The sequence below is a fragment of the Adlercreutzia sp. ZJ176 genome (assembly GCF_011038975.1).
GTDB lineage: Bacteria > Actinomycetota > Coriobacteriia > Coriobacteriales > Eggerthellaceae > CAAEEV01.
Genome location: NZ_JAAKEC010000001.1, coordinates 1 through 17,291 on the forward strand (window position 1 = coordinate 1; position 17,291 = coordinate 17,291).

Sequence of the window (17,291 nt, forward strand, 5' to 3'; positions counted from 1 at the left end):
CACAGGCACAGCAGGGCCGTGCACCCGTATATTATGGCGACCGCCGCCCTCTGCCCGTAGCCCCTGCCGAGGAGCCGGTGGTGGATGTGGCCCTTGTCGGGCGTCCCGATGCTCACGCCCACGCGCGTGCGCCGCACGATCGCGGCGAGCGTGTCGAGTATGGGGACGCCGACCATGACCATGGGGACCAGAAGCGATGTGATGCTGGTGATATGCGTGGTTCCCATGAGCGCCGCCAGGCCGAGGCAGAAGCCTGCCGTCAGCGAGCCTGAGTCGCCCAGGAAGATCTTAGCCGGGTTGAAGTTCCAGCGCAGGAAGCCGAGCGCGGCGCCGACGAGGGCCGCCGCGAGGGCCGCCGCGTCCAGGCGCCCCGCCATGAGGGAGACCGCGAGAAGCGTGGCGCCGACCATGGCCGCTACGCCCGAGGCCAGGCCGTCGATGCCGTCGATGAGGTTGATGATGTTGGCGAACGAGACGAGGTACGCGACCGTCACCGGGTACGCGACCCAGCCGAGATCCAGGAGGCTGTCGTCGATGGGACTGATCAGATCGCCGATGAGAACTCCGCTTGCTACCGCAATGCAGGCCGCAACCGCTTGCCAAAAGAACTTGTTCATCGGCGTGAGATGGCAGACGTCGTCGATCGCGCCGGTCAGGAACATGACGAGGACGGAGAGGGCGACGCCGAGGTAGCTGACGCCGCTCTCGGGAGGGAAGACGTCGGCAGGCTCCCACCCGAGGGGCCCGGAGAGGGCCAGCGCGCCGGCGAAGGCGGCGATCAGCCCGAGCATGACCGCGATTCCGCCCATTCGCGGCGTCGGCCTGGTGTTGACCCTGCGGCCGCTCGGATAGTCAACCGCGCCGAGCCTCCACGCGACCTTGCCCGCGGCCGGCGTCGCGGCCAGCGTCACGACCAGGGCGACTGCGAACAGCGCGAGGTATGCGCAGCTAGCGGAGCCATCGACCGTCACGCGACCGTCCTCCCTGCGCGGGCAGCGAGGACGCGGGCGGCCCATACGCGGGCGCTCCAAGCCCCCGCATCCCGCCAGACGCGCCGAGCCTGCTGGGTCAATTGACCCAGCAGGGCGCAGGGGAGCGCACCCGAGCCGATCGCTCGGCGAGCGCGCACCCCAAAACCAGCAGGGACCCTCAGGCCGCCTGCTTGCTTTCCCGTTATTCCCTTATGGCTTTCGTCTGACAATGTTTAAGCCTGCTTTTGTCGTTATCGTTCGCCCGAACATCTGGATCTCCAGGTAGGCGAGGCGCTTTCGCTTGTTGATGCGCTTGATCCAGCCGGTGTGGTTCATCAGCGGGCCCTTCAGGATGGTGATCTCGTCGCCTTCCTGAACTCCCTCCGACATCCCCACCACGCGCCTTCCCTCTTGCGTGAAGGCGCTGATCCAGTCGATTTCCCTCGCGTCGAGGGGGATGAATCCTTCGTCGTTGCCGAGGAGCCGCGTGAACGCGGCCACCTTCCTGAGCGCTTGGTCGAGCTTGTCCACGTTCGCCGTCACCACGATCAGGTAGCCGGGGAACAGCGCCCTGGTGCGGCTCACCCACTCGCCGCGGAAGTTGATCATGGTCTCGTACTTCGGCACGAAGCACTCGCGCACCTCGCCCTCAGTTGCCACCTGCCCGATGAGCGTCCGGGCGGTCTCCTCGCAACCCGTGTACACCTGGACCACATACCACTTTTGGCCCTGACCCACCGGTACCTCCTGCCGCTTCCTTCGGCGCAGAGGCGCCGAAAAAGAGCAAAGCCTCCCCTTCCCCGGCGAAGCAGGGAAAAAGAGAGCCTCTTGAACGAGCAGCGGCATAGCTTCGCCCTTGCTCCAAGAAGCATCCTTTGCAACAACGATATTCCCCTGGCAAAACGTGCACGCGGCATCGATTTCGCCTATGTGCGCCCGTCAAGACCTTGCTCGCAAAACAGCTCGTCAACGGCACTCAACGAAACAGCAGCGCTTAGTTTACCATAACAAAACGCCCCTCTTCGTAAACATCACGTGAGGCGCGACCCCGCTCCCCGCCGCGCGCTCAAAGCAGCCACGAAGCAGCTATGAAGCATTGCTTTTTCGCAACGAAAGCGCCACGCCGAGCAAAAAGGCGCCCCTCGAGCGCCATTCGCCGGCGAAACCAGCCTATGAGTTTTGGTGGAAATGTGAAGGGAGGTGCACCTTGACGCCGGCTGACCAGCCAGTCAGCCAATCTGCACGCCCGCTGGCTTCGCGCCTGCTGCGCGCCCTGCCTTGCTAGAGGGCGGCGTGCTTTCCTCGGGTTCGGTAGGTGCTCCTCGCCTCGGCGAAGAGCTGGTAGTGCTCGACGTTGTGCGCGTCGCTGGCAATGTAGGTGTAGAGGTTCTCCTCGAACAGGCGCTTGGCGGGCTTCTTCTCGCGTCCGAGGCGCCCGCCCGCCACGAAGTCGGCCGACGCCTGCAGCTTGCAGCCCATCTTCACCAGGTCACGCGCGATCTCGATGTCGTCCTGGATGGCGCGGTAGCGCTCGGGGTGTGCGATGATCACCTGGTACCCGCGGCTCTGCAGCTCGAAGATGGTGCGCTCGTACTCCTGGAAGTGATGCTTCTGGCAGCGGCTCGAAAGCTCAAGCAGGAACTCCTTGCCCCCTTCGAAGCACAGGTAGTCGGCCCACTCCATGCCCAGTTCCATGAGCTTGGAGTGGTTGACTTCCCACCCCATCTGGATGGGAAAGCCGTTCGCATGCGCGCACAGCAGGTCATACGCATCCCACATGGCGTCGTAGTCGAAGTACGGGTCGCGCACGTGCGGCGTGCACACGATGGACGTGATGCCCGCCGCCTTCGCCGCCTCGAGCATGGCGAGGGACTCCTGCAGGTTGCGCGCGCCGTCATCGACCCCCGGCAATATGTGGCAGTGCATGTCGCGCATGCGCGCTACTTGTTCTTACGCGGGTTGTTCTTCCCCCCCGCGTGGTTGACGCGTCCGTACTGGGCCTCACGCTGCTCGCGCTGCTCGCGAGACTCACGATGCTCGCTCGCGCTCGGGACAGCATGTCCGCCGGACCGACGCGAAGCAGCAGGCAGCGGCGCCGACTCGACCTCCGCCTTCTTGTCGCTCTTCACGCGCTTGCCGTCTTCGGTGTAGTACGCATAATAATACTCGCTGCCCGTGCCCTCGACGAACGTCGCGCAGGCGCCGATGATGCGGGCGTCGGCCTTCTGCAGCTGCTCATAGGCGTGCAGGAGCTCGTCGCGCTTGGTGGAGTTCGGCTTCACCACCAAGATGGTGCCGTCGACCAGCGTGGAGAGGATGGCGGCGTCGACGAACGTCCCCACCGGCGGCGTGTCGAATATCACGTAGTCGTAGCTCTCCTCCAGCATGCCCACCAGCTTGTGGAAGCGCTTCGAGGAGATGATGTCGGCGGGGTTCGGGATGTTGGGCTCGACGTCGAGGAAGAACAGGTTCGGCGTCGACGTCGGCACGATGGCCTGGGAGAGGGACACCTGGTCGGTGAGGACCGCGTACGAACCCGCCCGCCCGCGGACGTTCATCATGCTCGACAGGGAGCGGCGGCGCATGTCGGCCTCGACCAGCAGGCACGTGTTGCCCGACGTGGCGATGGCCTTCGCCAGCTCGATCGACGTGGTGGACTTGCCCTCGTTGGGCACCGAACTCGTCAGGGCGATGGTGCGGATGGGCTCGTCAGGCGACATGAAGCGGATGTTCGCGAACAGCGTCTTCGCAGCGTTCTGCACCTCAAGCGCGTTAGAGGATGACTTCTTGCTTTTCGACATGGTGAACCTCCCCTTAGCCCTTGATCACCGGGATGCGTCCCACCACGGGAACGCCCAGCAGCTCTTCGATTTCCTCGGCGTTGCGGACGCGCGTGTTCAGCATGTCCAGCAGCACGATGATGGCCACCGCGAGGAACAAGCCCGCGAGGAACGCCACCGCCGTGTACATGACGCGCGGAGGGCCGGAGGGCGAGGTGGGCTCGGTCGCCTCGTCGATCACGCTCACGCTCTCGAGGTTCATGGCCTCCTGGGCTACGCTGTCAGTGGTCTTGGCAAGCTGGTTCGCCACCACGGCCACCGACTGGGGGGACTTGCCTGTCACCGAGATGGAGAGGACGCGCGAGGTGGTGGAGCTCGTCACGTCGATCTCGTATCCGGAGAGGCTGTCCATGTTGAGCTCGGAAGCCGCGTCTGCCATCACGCGGTCGCTCTTGATGAGCGTGGCCACGTCGTTGGTGAGCATCTGGCTGGCGGACAGGTCACTGTTGGTGATGGTGTTCCCGTTGTCAGACGCCTTCGTGAGAACGTACATCGACACGCTCGCCGTGTACGTGTTCGGCAGCACCAGCCAGCTTACCGCCGCTGTCGCCAAGGCGCACACGATGGGCAGCACGATGACAAGCTTGAGGTGCTTGCGCATCAGCTTCAATAGCTCAAGTAAGGTCATACCCGATTCCTTTTTGATGAAGTATCACTTGTATTCGCAGATGAGAATAGTGTTCTACACCCGCCGATCCACGCAGAATCGACTCTGCATTGTATCAAAGATAAGCGAGCTTCTCATGACTATGTCTCCCGCCCCGTAATAACAGCAGAAAAGAACGTCACGAATGACAGGAGGAGAGAGGAGGGAGATGTGGGAAAGAGGGAGGCGCTTGCGGCTCGCAGGCGCGAGCAGCCGGCGCTTCCGCCGGGCGCGGGAAACCACCCACCGACCCTCGGCCGATGGGCGTAAGCCGCCTGCGAGCGCTTTCGCCGGACGCGGCCTTACAGCGTGGCGCCGCAGTTCCAGCAGACCTCCGCGTCAGCCGGGCACGTGCTCGCGCACTTCGGGCACGTCACATGCGCCCGCGGCACGCTGTCGCCCGATTCGGGCGCGCCCTTGAACGTCACGCCCGGCCAGTCGCTGCGCGTGGTCGACTCGATCACGTCGAGACCCGATATGTGCAGCGCGCCGTCCTCATCAAACGCGCCGTTGTCTGCCTTGATCTTCGATGCGGTCATCATCGCCTCGCTTTCCTGCGCTTCCTCGCGCGTATCGTGCCGTGCCCTTGCAGTTCTTCACGCTTCGCGTGTTGCGCTCATTAAAGCATGCTCGCACTCCTGCTCCACGATACTCCCGCAAATCTGCAGACCCCCTGGCCGTGACATTGGTTTTCCCATCGGTTACCATAAGCAGGCCGTCTCGAAACCGCAGGTAAGGAACGCCCATGAACTTCCACGTCGCCAGCTTCAAAGCCGCCTACGGGACCTCCGCCCAGCTGCCCGCCTCGGCGCGGCCCGAGGTGTCGTTCGCGGGGCGCTCGAACGTGGGCAAGTCGTCGCTGCTCAACAAGCTGATGTACCGCAAGAGCCTGGCGAAGGTGTCGCAGACGCCCGGCAAGACGGTCACCATCAACTTCTACGACGTGAACGGCTACGACTTCGTGGACCTGCCCGGATACGGCTACGCGAAGGTGGCGAAGTCCGAGCTCCACCGCTGGTCGGAGCTGATCGAGGGCTACTTCAACCAGGACCGCGCCTTCGCGCTCGTGGCCTCGCTCATCGACATCCGCCATGACCCCAGCGCGCTCGACCGCAACATGGTGGATTTCCTGAAGGACGCCGAGCTGCCGTTCGCCGTGGTACTCACCAAGGCCGACAAGCTCTCCCGCCAACAGCAGATGAGGCAGCGCGCCGCCATCAAGAAGGCGCTCGACCTGCCGAAGGACACGCCGCTGGTGGTGACGTCGTCGGAGAAGGGCGACGGCATCGACGAGCTGCGCACGCTCATCACGCGCTCCATCGAGGACTGCGAAAAGACGTGCTTCTGAGACGCGAAGCACGTAGGCGCCTGACGGCAATCAGCGCTTGATAGCGCTTCCCTTAGCAAAGCACATGGTCAACCGCGCGTCTGCGCCCTTGTCAGGCGCTGAGCGCGCAGAGCAGGAAAGGAACAACCCGTGACTACCCCCGTAACCGACTCCGCGGCTGCCGCAGACACCGCAACCGCCCCCGCGGCCTCCACCACCGCCGCAACCGACTTCGACTTCGAGAGCCTCATCGTCAGCATCCCCGACTACCCCGAGCCGGGCGTCGTGTTCAAGGACATCACGCCGCTTCTGGCCGACGCGGAGGGGTTCGCTGCCGTCGTCGACGCGATCTCCGGCCACTTCGCCAACCGCGGCATCACCAAGGTGGTGTGCGCCGAGGCGCGCGGCTTCATGGTGGGCGCGCCCGTGGCCCGCGCGCTGGGAGCCGGGTTCGTGCCCGCGCGCAAGCCGGGCAAGCTGCCGCGCGAATCGATCTGCGAGTCGTTCGAGCTGGAGTACGGCACCGACGAGCTGCACATCCACACCGACGCGCTGACCGCCGATGACGTGGTGCTCATCGTGGACGACCTCGTGGCCACGGGCGGCACCGCCAACGCGCAGGTGCGCCTCATCGAGCGCTGCGGCGCCAAGCTCGCGGGCATGGGCTTTCTGATGGAGCTCGCGTTCCTCAACCCGCGCGCGACCATCGCCACCGCCACCGACGTCGAGGTGTTCTCCCTCGTCCAAGTGAAGTAGGCTGCGCAGCGCTCCTCTGCGCAGCGCTCCCTTCGCGACGCGCTCCTTTCGCGACGCGCTCCTTTCGCGACGCGCCCCACGCACCCCGCGCACCCCCTCCTCCCCTCTTCGTCGTGTTTTGCGAAACGCGTTTCGCAAAACAGCACCGAGCGAGAGCGAAAACGCAAGAAGCGCGGAAGCGCAAGAAGGCCCGCCACCGTTATGCAGGTGGCGGGCCTTCTTCAAACCCTCGGGCAAAAGCCCCGCGGCGGGGCTTTTGCTTCTTCCCCTTGCAGGCGAGTCGCTATCTAGCGGATGGAGACGTTGCTCGCGTAGGTGTTCTTGTCCTTCAGCACCACGTCGTGCGCGCCGCCCTCGACGATGGAGGTGGAGGACACCACGGTGAGCTTGGCTTTCTCCTGCAGCTCGGGGATGGTGAGCGCGCCGCAGTTGCACATGGTCGCGCGCACCTTGTACAGCGTGAGCGCCACGTTGTCCTTCAGCGAGCCGGCGTAGGGCACGTACGAGTCGACGCCCTCCTCGAAGGCGAGCGTCTTCTTGCCGCCCAGGTCGTAGCGGCCCCAGTTGCGGGCGCGCGCCGAGCCCTCGCCCCAGTACTCCTTCATGTAGGTGCCGTTGATCATAACCTTGTTCGACGGGCTCTCGTCGAAGCGGGCGAAGTAGCGGCCGAGCATCACGAAGTCGGAGCCCATGGCCAGCGCCAGCGAGATGTGGTGGTCGTACACGATGCCGCCGTCGGAGCAGATGGGCACGTAGACGCCCGTCTCCTTGAAGTACTCGTCGCGGGCCTTCGCCACCTCGATGACCGCCGTGGCCTGGCCGCGGCCGATGCCCTTCGTCTCGCGCGTGATGCAGATGGAGCCGCCGCCGATGCCGATCTTGATGAAGTCGGCGCCCGCCTCGGCGAGGAAGCGGAAGCCCTCGGCGTCGACCACGTTGCCCGCGCCGATCTTGAGGTCGTCGCCGTAGTGCTCGCGCACCCACTCGATGGTCATCTTCTGCCAGTCGGAGTAGCCCTCGGAGCTGTCGATGCACACCACGTCGACGCCGGCATCCACGAGCGCCGGGATGCGCTCGGCGTAGTCGCGCGAGTTGATGCCCGCGCCCACCATGTAGCGCTTGTGGGAGTCGAGCATCTCGTTGGGGTTGGACTTGTGGGAGTCGTAGTCCTTGCGGAACACGAGCGCCACCAGGTGGTCGTCGTCGTCCACGATGGGCAGGGAGTTCAGCTTGTGGTCCCAGATGATGTCGTTGGCGACCTTCAGCGTGGTGTCAACCGGCGCCACGATGAGCTTCTCGCGCGGGGTCATGAAGTCGACCACCTTCTCGTCGAGGCTCATGCGGGTCAGGCGGTAGTCGCGCTCGGTCACGATGCCGAGGAGCTTGCCGTGCGCCGTGCCGTCGTCGGTCACGGGCATGGTGGAGTGGCCGTAGAGGTCGCGCAGCTCGACCACCTCGGCGAGCGTCATGTCGGGCGAGAGGTTCGCGTCGGAGGTGACGAAGCCGGCCTTGTAGTCCTTCACGCGCTTGACCATGGCCGCCTCGTCCTCGATGGACTGGTTGCCGTAGATGAACGACAGGCCGCCCTCGGTTGCCAGCGCCACGGCCATATGGTCATCAGACACCGCCGCCATGATGGCCGACACCATGGGGATGTTGAGCGACATGGGGCATTCCTCTTCGCCCTTGCGGTACTTCACCAGGGGCGTTTTGAGGCTGACGGCAGTCGGCACGCAGCTGGAGGGCGTGTGCCCGGGGACCAGCAGATACTCGTTGAACGTGCGCGATGGCTCATCGTAGTAGTAGGCCATGTCTGTGTGCTCCTTCTCTCATTCAGACGCGTTGACTCTCTCCCCCTTCGCGCGCGATGCGGCACGTCCCGCAGCGCCGGTGCGCCAGCGCGTACGGCGCGTGCGCTGGCTTTGCGTGCGCGTGCGTTGGCTCGCTGGCTCGCAAGCGCGCTGGCCCGCTGGCGCGTTGGCACTGGCTCACCTGCGCCGACGCGCCGATGCGCGCGAATCAGAATGATTGCCCATTATAAAAGCCTGACCAGCGCAATTCCACCGAGAATAGCGAAGTTTTCGAGAGCATCCGCAAACGGCACACGGCACGCGCAGCACCCCACGCGCGGCCGGCTACTTGCGGTCGAAGAAGGGGCTCTTCGACGAGATGCTCACGACGATGCCGTACACCTGGCGCACGCCCTCGCCGAGCATCCCCAGGCGCTGCGCGGCGAGGCCCGCCGAGAACATGACGCGCGTGTCGACGCGATGGTCCGTCGCCGTCGCGCAGGCGGACCCCAGCGCGATGCCCACGTCCACGCTGTTGATGGCGCATGGCACGCCCTGCGAGCGCCCCGCACAGGTGGCGAAGCCGCAATGCCCGCAGTTGAGCCCGTGCGCCTTCTCGCGCGTGCCGACGAGCACCACGCACTCGCTCGCGCGCACGTTGTTCGCGTCGCGCAGGAAGAACTTGAAGCCCGTCTCCTCCGACACGCGCTCCATCTCCTGCGCGAGGCGCTCGGCGTCATCACCGTCAACCACGGCGCACTCCACGATGTCGACGCCCTTGCCCTTCGGGGCCGTGCGCGCCGCCACCATCATCTTCTGCGCGATGTCGACCGCCTGCGCGTGCCGCAGATCGCGTTCGTTCATGATCATAAGGTTCTCCTCGCCTCTTCTCGTCTCTTCTCGTCTTGTCTTGTCTCGTCTCGTCTTGTCTCGTCTCGTCTTGCAGCTCAATGCCGCGTTTGCTTCGCCGCGCGCCCGCGAAAGGGCGCCCCGGTGCTTTCACCGCTCCCCCCTCTCCTTCTCCCTCTCCTTCTCCCTCTCCTTCTCCCTCTCCTTCTCCCTCTCCTTCTCCCTCTCCTTCTCCCTCTCCTCCTGCTGCTTTCTTCCGGCGTGTTTTTCTTCCGGCGTGTTTTGCGAAACGCGTTTCGAAAAACCGCCCGATTGTTTCACGTGAAACAATCGGGGGCGGTCGCGCGCGAGCTCACACACGAAGGTTGCGCGAAGTGCGCGAATCAACGCACGGAACCGCGCGTGAGGGGAAGCGGGATCACGCGCACGAGAGTTCGTATTACGAGCTCAACAGGATCGCACGGAGGTTCACATTACGCGTTCAACAAGATCGCGCAGGGGTGGGGGTACGTTACGCGTTCAGTAGGAACGCCTCGTAGCCGCGGCGCGCCTCGTAGATATCGGCCTTGCTGGTGACCTCCCACGGCGCGTGCATCGAGAGCACCGGCACGCCCGAGTCGATGACGTCCATGCCGAAGCGCGCGGGGATGTACGCGATGGTGCCGCCGCCGCCCGCATCGACTTTGCCCAGCTCGGCGGTCTGGAAGCTCACCTGCGCGTCGTCCATCACGCGGCGGACGCGCGCCACGTACTCGGCGCTCGCGTCGTTCGAGCCGCTCTTGCCGCGCGCGCCCGTGTACTTGTTGAACACGAGGCCGCGGCCGAGGAACGCGGCGTTCTTCGCCTCGAACACGCTCGCGTAGGCCGGGTCGAAACCCGCGCTCACGTCGGACGAGAGCATGCGCGAGTTCGCCAGCGCGCGGCGCAGCGGCAGCGTGCCGCCCTCGCCGACGAGCTCCATGACCTCGGCGATGGCGTTCTCGAAGAGCGCCGACTCCATGCCGGTGGCGCCCACGCTGCCGATCTCCTCCTTGTCGACCAGGACGGTCACGGCCGTACGACGCGGGACGGGCGCGCCCTCGGCGGCCAGCGCCAGCTGCGCCACGAGCGACGTGTAGGCGCACACGCGGTCGTCCTGCCCGTAGCCGATGACCATGCTGCGGTCGAAGCCCAGCTCGCGCGCGCGGCCGGCGGGGACCACCTCGAGCTCGGCGGAGAGGAAGTCCTCCTCGGCGATGCCGTACTTTTCCTCGAGCAGCTTGAGCGCGAGCGCCCTCACCGGTTCCTTCACCTGGTCCTTGGGAGAAGAGCCCCCTCCCTGGTCGTTCGTAACGCCAGCGAGGGTTTCCGTGGCGCCCGAGATTGACGGGCTGGCGGGGGCGAAGCCTCCTTCGGTAGGCGAGCCTCCGTCAGCCCGGCAAGACTGGGTGCCACGGGAAGCCGCAGCGTTTGCAACGTCAGCAGCCGCAGCGCTCACATCGTTCGCAACGCCGTCGAGCGCAGCAGCTGTGTCGCTCGCGTCGTTCGCGTCGTTTGCGCCGTCAGGACGAGCGGAACAGCAAAGCGGCCTGTTCCCCACGAGCAGGTCGAGGTCCTCCCCCTCCACGATCTTGTTCCCGCTCTTCTCCATCTGCGCGCGGCCGAGGTGCGGCAGCAGGTCGGTCACGCAGAACACCGGGTCGCCCTCGTCCTCTCCGATCACCACGTCGACCACCGTGCCGTCGGTCTTCGCCACCACGCCGTGCAGCGCGAGCGGCAGCGCCACCCACTGGTAGTTCTTGATGCCGCCGTAGTAGTGCGTGTCGAGCAGGGCGAATCCGTCCTTCTCGTACAGCGGGTTCTGCTTGAGGTCGAGCCGCGGCGAGTCGATGTGCGCGCCCAGGATGTTCATGCCGTCCTGCAGGGGCTCGGCGCCCACGTGCACGAGCACGATCGCCTTGCCGTGCGCGTGCGTCCACACCTTGTCGCCCGGCTTGAGCGCAAGCCCGTTCTCCACGCACGCGTCGAGGCTGCGGTACCCCGCCTTCCCCGCCAGCTTCATCATCTCCTGAGCGCACTCGCGCTCGGTCTTGCACTTCGAGATGAAGTCGATGTAGTCGGCCGCCAGCGCGTCAACCTCGGCCAGCGCCGCCTCATCGTACTTCTTCCACGCCACCTCACGTTCCATGGTTCCACGTTCCTTCCCGAAGGCGCGCCCGCCTCGCGCGGGTGCGGCCCTCGCAGCTGGCTTTCGCAGCTGGTCAGTTACCCGTCATGTCTCGTCGCCCATTATACGGCGTACGGCGGCTTCGCGCGAGCAAGTCACCGTACGGATGTTTCACGTGAAACATTTTCACGCCGCGGCTGGTTGGCCGGACGGCCGCTCCCCCCCCCGCCGGGCGCGGCGCGCTTCGCCAGCTTCCGCCAGCCGCCGAGCGCTCGCCAGCCGCACCAAAACGCTTGCCACGCGCCTGACGAAAGTTTCCCTTGGCTTACGCTCGTTTCTTGTCGGAAATATCGCCGCGCACGCTGGCACCCTGAGCGCGGCGCTTCTATAATGTGCGAGATCCATCAATGGAGCATCCCCAGGAGACGAGGAAAAGGAGCTTTACATGAAGGTTCGCGCGAACATCCCCACCGCCGGCAACTCCACCAACTTCAACATCGTGGCTGACAGCACCACCACCGTGGGCACCACGCTCGAGAACCTGAAGGCCGCCGTGTGCGGCGAGACGGGCGCCTCCGCGAAGTACGCCGCCTGCGCCGTCGCCGCGCGCGAGCAGGGCTATGACCAGATCGCCCGCCTGTTCGAGGCCACTTCCGCCGCCGAGCAGGTGCACATCGGCCTCGAGGCCGCCGTCATCAAGGGCATGGAGCCCGACTACGAGCGCCCCGCCGCTCCGGCCGCCGAGGGCGCTGCCACCGACCTCAACCTGATCGCAGGCGCCATGGGCGAGATCTACGAGACCTCCGACATGTACCCGGCGTTCATCGCGAAGGCCGTCGAGGAGGGTGAGAAGAAGGCCGTGCAGGTGTTCACCCGCGCCAAGCTCGCCGAGTCCGTGCACGCCGAGCTGTACCTGCAGGCGTACAACGACATCGACGCCGCCGATGACGACGCGTACTACCTGTGCCCCGTGTGCGGCTACATCCACAAGGGCGACGACTTCGACAAGTGCCCCATCTGCCTCTGCCCGAAGGACAAGTTCAAGGCTTTCTAGCATTGCGTTCCGTCGTCGCTGACGCAACGACGGAACGGCCCGACGCTGCGAAGCGCAGAGGCACCCGCCCTTGTCGCTCCAAGCGAGGCTCGCGTACGAAATACGCTTCGCCTCGCTTTCGCGCCAGTTGCGAACACCTCCGCGCTTCTCGCTGACGTTGACTCATAGCGTGAGATAGGAGAAGGACCGCTGCGGTCCTTCTCTTTTTGTCTATCCCCAGGTAAAGATGGGCTTTCCGCCAAGGGACTCCACGCGGGCCTCGAGGATGCGCCCCTCGCTCACCTGCACCTTCGCTATGCTGCGGGAGAAGCCCCCGCGCGGGAGGGAGGCCGAGCCGGGGCAGATGAGCAGGCTGGCGGGACGCGCCTCGGGGCCCGTCTCGAGTTTCGGCACGTGCGTGTGGCCGTGCACGAGCACCTGCGGGATGGAGTCGCCCGGCGCCAGCGCGCTCGACCCCGCGTACGTGATGCGCACATCCTGCGGGTAGTGCGCCACCAAGAAGCGCACGCCGCCGACCACGGGGCGCGCGAAGCGCGTGACCGCGCTGCCGTACTCGGGGAAGTCGTTGTTGCCGAGGACGGCGGTCACCGGCGCGATGCACGCGAGCTCGCGCAGGATCGCCGGCCCGCAGATGTCGCCCGCGTGGATGATGTGGTCGCAGTCGGACAGCGCCGCGAAGGCGCGCGCGTCAAGCGTGCCGTGCGTGTCGGATATGATGCCCACCCATGTCATGGCGTCCATGATAGCATGCGCCGCACAGCGGAAAGGGCGCGTGGCGAAATGCAGGGAGCCAGGTGCCGCACCATAAAAAGAGCGCGCAGCGCCTTCGCGCAACGCCCCGCCCAACAGACGTCAACAGCTGGGTAACCGTGCGGCGTTTCTGCGCTCGCGGGGCGCGCGAGCTGGCATACTTCTCATTGCGGAACGGAAACGAAGCAAGAAACGCCTTGCTTTCCCATCCTTTCCTTCTTCTCTCTCCTTAGGCGCTGGCCTCATCCACCAGCGCCGCCCGAGAGCCGCCCTCCCCGGCGACCTCGGGCCGATGCCGCCGCCAACGGCATCACTCCTCCTTTAAGGGAAGGCGGCCCACCCCCTGGCCGCCTTCCCGCACGCTTGCAGAAAAACATCGGCATTTTGGCAGAAATCTTCAGATATTTGTCGATCAGTTACCCGCTGAGGGCAACATCCGCACTTGCGGTAGTGCTCTATCATACAAAATACCTGTTCGCAGTTGCGCTATTATTTTGCAATGCGCAGAGCGGCAACTTCAAATGGGCTTCATGCCACAGAAATCGACAAATATCTGAAGATTTCTGCCAAAAACACCTTGAAAATCTGCACGGCACGCCAGGGCTCGCCGGCGCAGCGATACGCCGACGCCCCGCTCCGCCTACAGCTCGATGCCGTCCTCGGCGAGCAGCTCCGCGATCTGCGCGCGGGCCTTCCCCATCTCCTCGTCAACGTCGACGCCCTCGGCGTCGAGCCCGTCGGCCACCACGTAGCGCACCTCGGGGATGCCGAACATCTCGGCGAGGGCGCAGATGTAGTCGTAGCCGAGGTTGCGCGTCAGGCGGCTGCCCGCCGTGGTGAGGTAGGTGATGCGGCGCGCCTGGCACAGGCCCTCGTAGCGCGCGTCGGGCGTGAAGTGGAACGTGACGTTGTCCACGCTCACGTGCTCGATGTAGGTCTTGAGCGCGGCGGGAAAGGCGAGGTCCCAGTACGGCGCGCCGATGACGATGTCATCGGCCTCGGCGAACTGATGGGCCAGGTCGAACACGTCATCGTCATACACGCCGCGGCGCTGCAGCTGCGAGCGGAACGCCACCTTCTGCGCCGACAGCGACGTCAGGTGCAGCTGCTCCAGGTTGACCTCGCGCACCGCCGCGCCCGCGCGCTTGACCGCACCCAGATACGCGCGGCACAGCTGCAGCGTGCGCGACTGCTCGCCGCGAATGCAGGCGTTCACAAACAGAACCATCTCGAGCTCCCCCTCATCCCTTCGCTTGCGCGTCGCCGCGCCGCCTCGCCCCAAGCCGCCTCGCAGGCAAATGGGGTGAGCGCCCATGGTACGCCCCTGCGCGGGGAAAGGGAGGATGCGCTGCCGCGCCTCGTGCCAGCGGGCGCTTCGGCTTCGCCAGCGGCGGCCTGGTCGGGTTCTAGGTAGGCCTCACGGCTTCTCCAGCGGTATCCCGTTCGAGCCCCGCTCGGCCCTCGCGACGGTGGCGGCGCCCTGCTCAGCCCTTGCGGCGCTGCCGGCGGCGCCCCGCCCGGGTCCTACTCGGCGCGCGCGAGCACCTCGAGCGCCGCCGCGTACCCGCCGGTGCCGTAGCTCAGGCACTTCGAGACGCGAGCGATGGTGGTGGCGGAGGCGCCCGTGGCCTCCTCGATGGCCGCGTACGACTTGCCCGCCGACAGCAAGCGCGCCACGGCCAGGCGCTGGGACGTCTCGCGGATCTCGCGGATGGTGAACAAGTCCTCGAGCAGCGCGAAGATGGTGTCCTCGTCGTCAAGCGCGGACAGCACGCGCAGCAGGTCGTCCACTTCCCTCGTTCTGATCTCGCTCATTCGCCTCTCGCCTTCTTCGCCTTCATCTGTTTATAGCAAATCCCATGCCGCATAAAGTCAGCGAGGGTTCTTGCGGTGCCTGGAATAGCCCCGCCTTGGGGCCAAGTTGGCTTCGCCAACGCCGCGCCCCAAACAGTAAACAGTCCTGTGGACTGTTTAGAGCTATCTATGCGCCCGAGAGGGCGTGTCCTGAGCAGCTCATCTGAACAGGACCCAGGTACCACAAGAAGCCGCAGCGTCGACCCTGCGTCTTTGCGTCAGCAAAGACGCAACAGCCCGTATTCGATGGACTCGACCAGCGCGTTCCATGACGCCTCGATCACGTTCTCCGACACGCCTACGGTTCCGTAGCTCCCGCGGCCGTCGGCTGTTGTGATGGTAACACGAGTGATGGCGCCCGTGCCTTGGCTTTCGTCGAGCAGGCGCACCTTGTAGTCCACGAGCTCCATGTTGCTCACCTCAGGGTAGCACTCGCTGATGGCCATGCGCAGCGCGTTGTCGAGCGCGCCGACCGGGCCGACGCCCTCGCCCGTGGCCACGATGCGCTTGTCCCCCACGTGGATCTTCACGGTGGCCTCCGAGGTGGCGTCCTTCGCGAGCGCGCCGGTGTCCTCGCGGTCGTCGATGATCACGCGGAGGCTCTCGAGCGCGAACGCCGGCTGGTACGTGCCCAGGTGCCGGCGCAGCAGGAGCGCGAGCGAGCCGTCGGCCACCTCGTAGGTGTAGCCGCGCGCCTCGCGCTCCTTGATGTCGTCGAGGATGGCCTGCACGTCGACGCCCGCGTCGATCAGGTCGATGCCGAGCATGACCGCCTTCTGCACGAGCGACGCCTTGCCCGCCAGCTCGCTCACGAGCATGCGCGCGCCGTTGCCCACGGCCTCGGGGCGCTCGTGCTCGTACGCCTCGGGGAAGCGCGCGATGGCGCTGGCGTGCAGGCCGCCCTTGTGGGCGAACGCCGACGTGCCCGTGTAGGGGTGGTGCGCGGGCACCGACACGTTGCACAGCTCGGCCACGTACTGCGCCAGGCTCGTGAGGTTGCGCAGGTTGCCCGCGCCCACGCAGGTGACGCCGCACTTGAGCTCGAGGTTCGCGATCACCGTGAGCAGGTCGGTGTTGCCCACGCGCTCGCCGATGCCGTTCACGGTGCCCTGCACCGTTGACGCGCCGGCGCGCACGGCCGCGAGCGTGTTGGCCACCGCGCAGCCCGAGTCGTTGTGGCAGTGGATGCCGAACGCCTGGCCGGGGAAGGCGGCGACCACCTCGGAGACGACGCGCTCGACGTCGAAGGGAAGCGCGCCGCCGTTCGTCTCGCACAGGTCGATCGAGTCGGCGCCGGCCTCGTGTGCCGCGCGCAGGCACGCCAACGCGTAGTCAGCGTTGGCCGCGTAGCCGTCGAAGAAGTGCTCGGCGTCGAACACCACGCGCCGGCCCGCCGCCTTCAGATGCGCCACCGAGTCGGCGATCATGCGCAGGTTCTCCTCGAGCGTGGTCTGCAGCGCGCGCGTGACCTGGGCATCCCACGTCTTGCCCACGATGGTGACCACCGGGGCGCCACACGCCAGCAGGTCGGCCAGCCCCTGGTCCTCGACGGCGGGCACGCCCTTCTTGCACGTGCTGCCGAACGCCGCGATCTTCGCGTGCGCAAGCGGCATGGTGCGCACGGCCTCGAAGAAAGCGATGTCCTTGGGGTTGGAGGCGGGGAAGCCGCCTTCGACGTAGTCGATGCCGAACGCGTCGAGCCGGCGCACGATGCGCAGCTTGTCCTCGAGCGACAGCGTGATGCCCTCGCACTGCTCGCCGTCGCGCAGCGTGGAATCGTAAGTGTAGACGCGCTTGTCCACGGTACCTCCCCTTCGCGTCGGGGGCGCGTTGCGCACGAGCCTGCTTGAGCCCGCGTGCGCGCGCAAGCCGCGTTGCACGCGCGGGCCGTGCTGCACGCGAGTGCGCGATGAGTTGCGCTCGCGAATGCACGCCACGTTGCGCACGAACCTGCGAGCCGCGCCCCGTTTTGGATCAGATCATCTTACCGCAAACGGGACGGAGCGGCGGGAGGATCGAAAAGAGGGCGGCGAAGAGAAGGGAGTGGGACGACGGGGCGCAGGGCGGAGCGGACAGGACGGGGTGGGCGGGGCACGGGCAGGTGGGCGGGGCGGGGTCGGAACGGGCGGGCGTCACACACTTGGGACCAGATCCTTCGGCTACGCGCTTCGCGCTTCGCTCAGGATGACACGGGATGAGACGGCACGCTTGCCAGGTTGGCCGAGGGCGCGACACCTGCCGCGCTAGCCGAGGGCATGAGGCTTCCGCGACGGCCGAGGGCATGACGCCCTCCGTGCTGGCTGGCGTC

The 17,291-nt window shown here is 66.1% G+C and carries 17 protein-coding genes; 3 read left to right on the forward strand and 14 right to left on the reverse strand.

All coding sequences use genetic code 11. The features are described from left to right. From G7Y50_RS00005 to G7Y50_RS00030, 6 genes are all read right to left on the reverse strand, one after another. Window positions 1–971 (reverse strand): glycosyltransferase family 4 protein (locus G7Y50_RS00005; RefSeq protein WP_165056897.1); only part of this gene is annotated, 971 nt, incomplete at its 3' end. Window positions 972–1,181: 210 nt separating this feature from the next. Further along, entirely contained in the window at window positions 1,182–1,709 is a 528-nt protein-coding gene (gene loaP, locus G7Y50_RS00010; protein ID WP_241156392.1) for an antiterminator LoaP, read from the reverse strand. A gap of 543 nt (window positions 1,710–2,252) precedes the next feature. Continuing rightward, window positions 2,253–2,906, reverse strand: coding sequence for a tyrosine-protein phosphatase (locus tag G7Y50_RS00015; RefSeq protein WP_165046959.1), 654 nt, complete (start codon window positions 2,904–2,906; stop codon window positions 2,253–2,255). A 5-nt stretch (window positions 2,907–2,911) separates the two neighbouring features. After that, window positions 2,912–3,772, reverse strand: a complete 861-nt coding sequence (locus G7Y50_RS00020) for a CpsD/CapB family tyrosine-protein kinase (protein ID WP_165046963.1) — start codon at window positions 3,770–3,772, stop codon at window positions 2,912–2,914. Window positions 3,773–3,785: 13 nt separating this feature from the next. Beyond that, window positions 3,786–4,439: a YveK family protein gene (locus tag G7Y50_RS00025; protein ID WP_165046965.1), complete on the reverse strand. Its 654-nt coding sequence runs from the start codon at window positions 4,437–4,439 to the stop codon at window positions 3,786–3,788. 320 nt (window positions 4,440–4,759) lie between these two features. Next, window positions 4,760–4,999 carry a hypothetical protein gene (locus G7Y50_RS00030; RefSeq protein ID WP_165046969.1) on the reverse strand — a complete coding sequence of 80 codons (240 nt, stop codon included), beginning with the start codon at window positions 4,997–4,999 and terminating at the stop codon, window positions 4,760–4,762. Window positions 5,000–5,202: 203 nt separating this feature from the next. On the opposite strand from G7Y50_RS00030, the gene yihA reads away from it, so the two are divergent. Beyond that, entirely contained in the window at window positions 5,203–5,805 is a 603-nt protein-coding gene (yihA, locus tag G7Y50_RS00035) for a ribosome biogenesis GTP-binding protein YihA/YsxC (protein WP_165046973.1), read from the forward strand. A gap of 129 nt (window positions 5,806–5,934) precedes the next feature. Beyond that, on the forward strand, window positions 5,935–6,540 hold the full coding sequence (locus tag G7Y50_RS00040) for an adenine phosphoribosyltransferase (protein WP_165046977.1): 606 nt from the start codon (window positions 5,935–5,937) through the stop codon (window positions 6,538–6,540). Between the two features lie 287 nt (window positions 6,541–6,827). Here G7Y50_RS00040 and G7Y50_RS00045 read toward each other — a convergent pair whose 3' ends face one another. The 4 genes from G7Y50_RS00045 to G7Y50_RS00060 form a co-directional block, all read right to left on the reverse strand. Next, a complete protein-coding gene (locus tag G7Y50_RS00045) occupies window positions 6,828–8,351 on the reverse strand; it encodes an IMP dehydrogenase (protein ID WP_165046990.1) in 1,524 nt (507 codons plus the stop codon). Window positions 8,352–8,675: 324 nt separating this feature from the next. Beyond that, complete coding sequence (locus G7Y50_RS00050; protein ID WP_165046992.1) at window positions 8,676–9,200, reverse strand: ferredoxin domain-containing protein; 525 nt, start codon at window positions 9,198–9,200, stop codon at window positions 8,676–8,678. A gap of 129 nt (window positions 9,201–9,329) precedes the next feature. After that, the gene (locus tag G7Y50_RS00055) at window positions 9,330–9,500 is read right to left on the reverse strand and encodes a hypothetical protein (RefSeq protein ID WP_165046950.1); all 171 of its coding nucleotides are present in this window, start codon (window positions 9,498–9,500) and stop codon (window positions 9,330–9,332) included. Window positions 9,501–9,690: 190 nt separating this feature from the next. Next, a complete protein-coding gene (locus G7Y50_RS00060) occupies window positions 9,691–11,346 on the reverse strand; it encodes an aminopeptidase 1 (RefSeq protein ID WP_165046993.1) in 1,656 nt (551 codons plus the stop codon). A 424-nt stretch (window positions 11,347–11,770) separates the two neighbouring features. On the opposite strand from G7Y50_RS00060, the gene ngr reads away from it, so the two are divergent. Then, entirely contained in the window at window positions 11,771–12,379 is a 609-nt protein-coding gene (gene ngr, locus G7Y50_RS00065) for a nigerythrin (RefSeq protein WP_165046994.1), read from the forward strand. Between the two features lie 210 nt (window positions 12,380–12,589). Here the strand turns inward: ngr and G7Y50_RS00070 are convergent, their stop codons facing one another. The 4 genes from G7Y50_RS00070 to cimA form a co-directional block, all read right to left on the reverse strand. Next, window positions 12,590–13,120 (reverse strand): metallophosphoesterase family protein, encoded by a 531-nt coding sequence (locus tag G7Y50_RS00070; protein ID WP_241156393.1) that lies wholly within the window; start codon window positions 13,118–13,120, stop codon window positions 12,590–12,592. Between the two features lie 649 nt (window positions 13,121–13,769). Further along, window positions 13,770–14,357 (reverse strand): NAD(P)H-dependent oxidoreductase, encoded by a 588-nt coding sequence (locus G7Y50_RS00075; RefSeq protein WP_165046995.1) that lies wholly within the window; start codon window positions 14,355–14,357, stop codon window positions 13,770–13,772. Between the two features lie 296 nt (window positions 14,358–14,653). After that, the gene (locus G7Y50_RS00080; RefSeq protein ID WP_165046996.1) at window positions 14,654–14,944 is read right to left on the reverse strand and encodes a YerC/YecD family TrpR-related protein; all 291 of its coding nucleotides are present in this window, start codon (window positions 14,942–14,944) and stop codon (window positions 14,654–14,656) included. Window positions 14,945–15,201: 257 nt separating this feature from the next. After that, window positions 15,202–16,785, reverse strand: coding sequence for a citramalate synthase (gene cimA, locus G7Y50_RS00085; protein ID WP_165046997.1), 1,584 nt, complete (start codon window positions 16,783–16,785; stop codon window positions 15,202–15,204). Window positions 16,786–17,291: the final 506 nt, after the last annotated feature.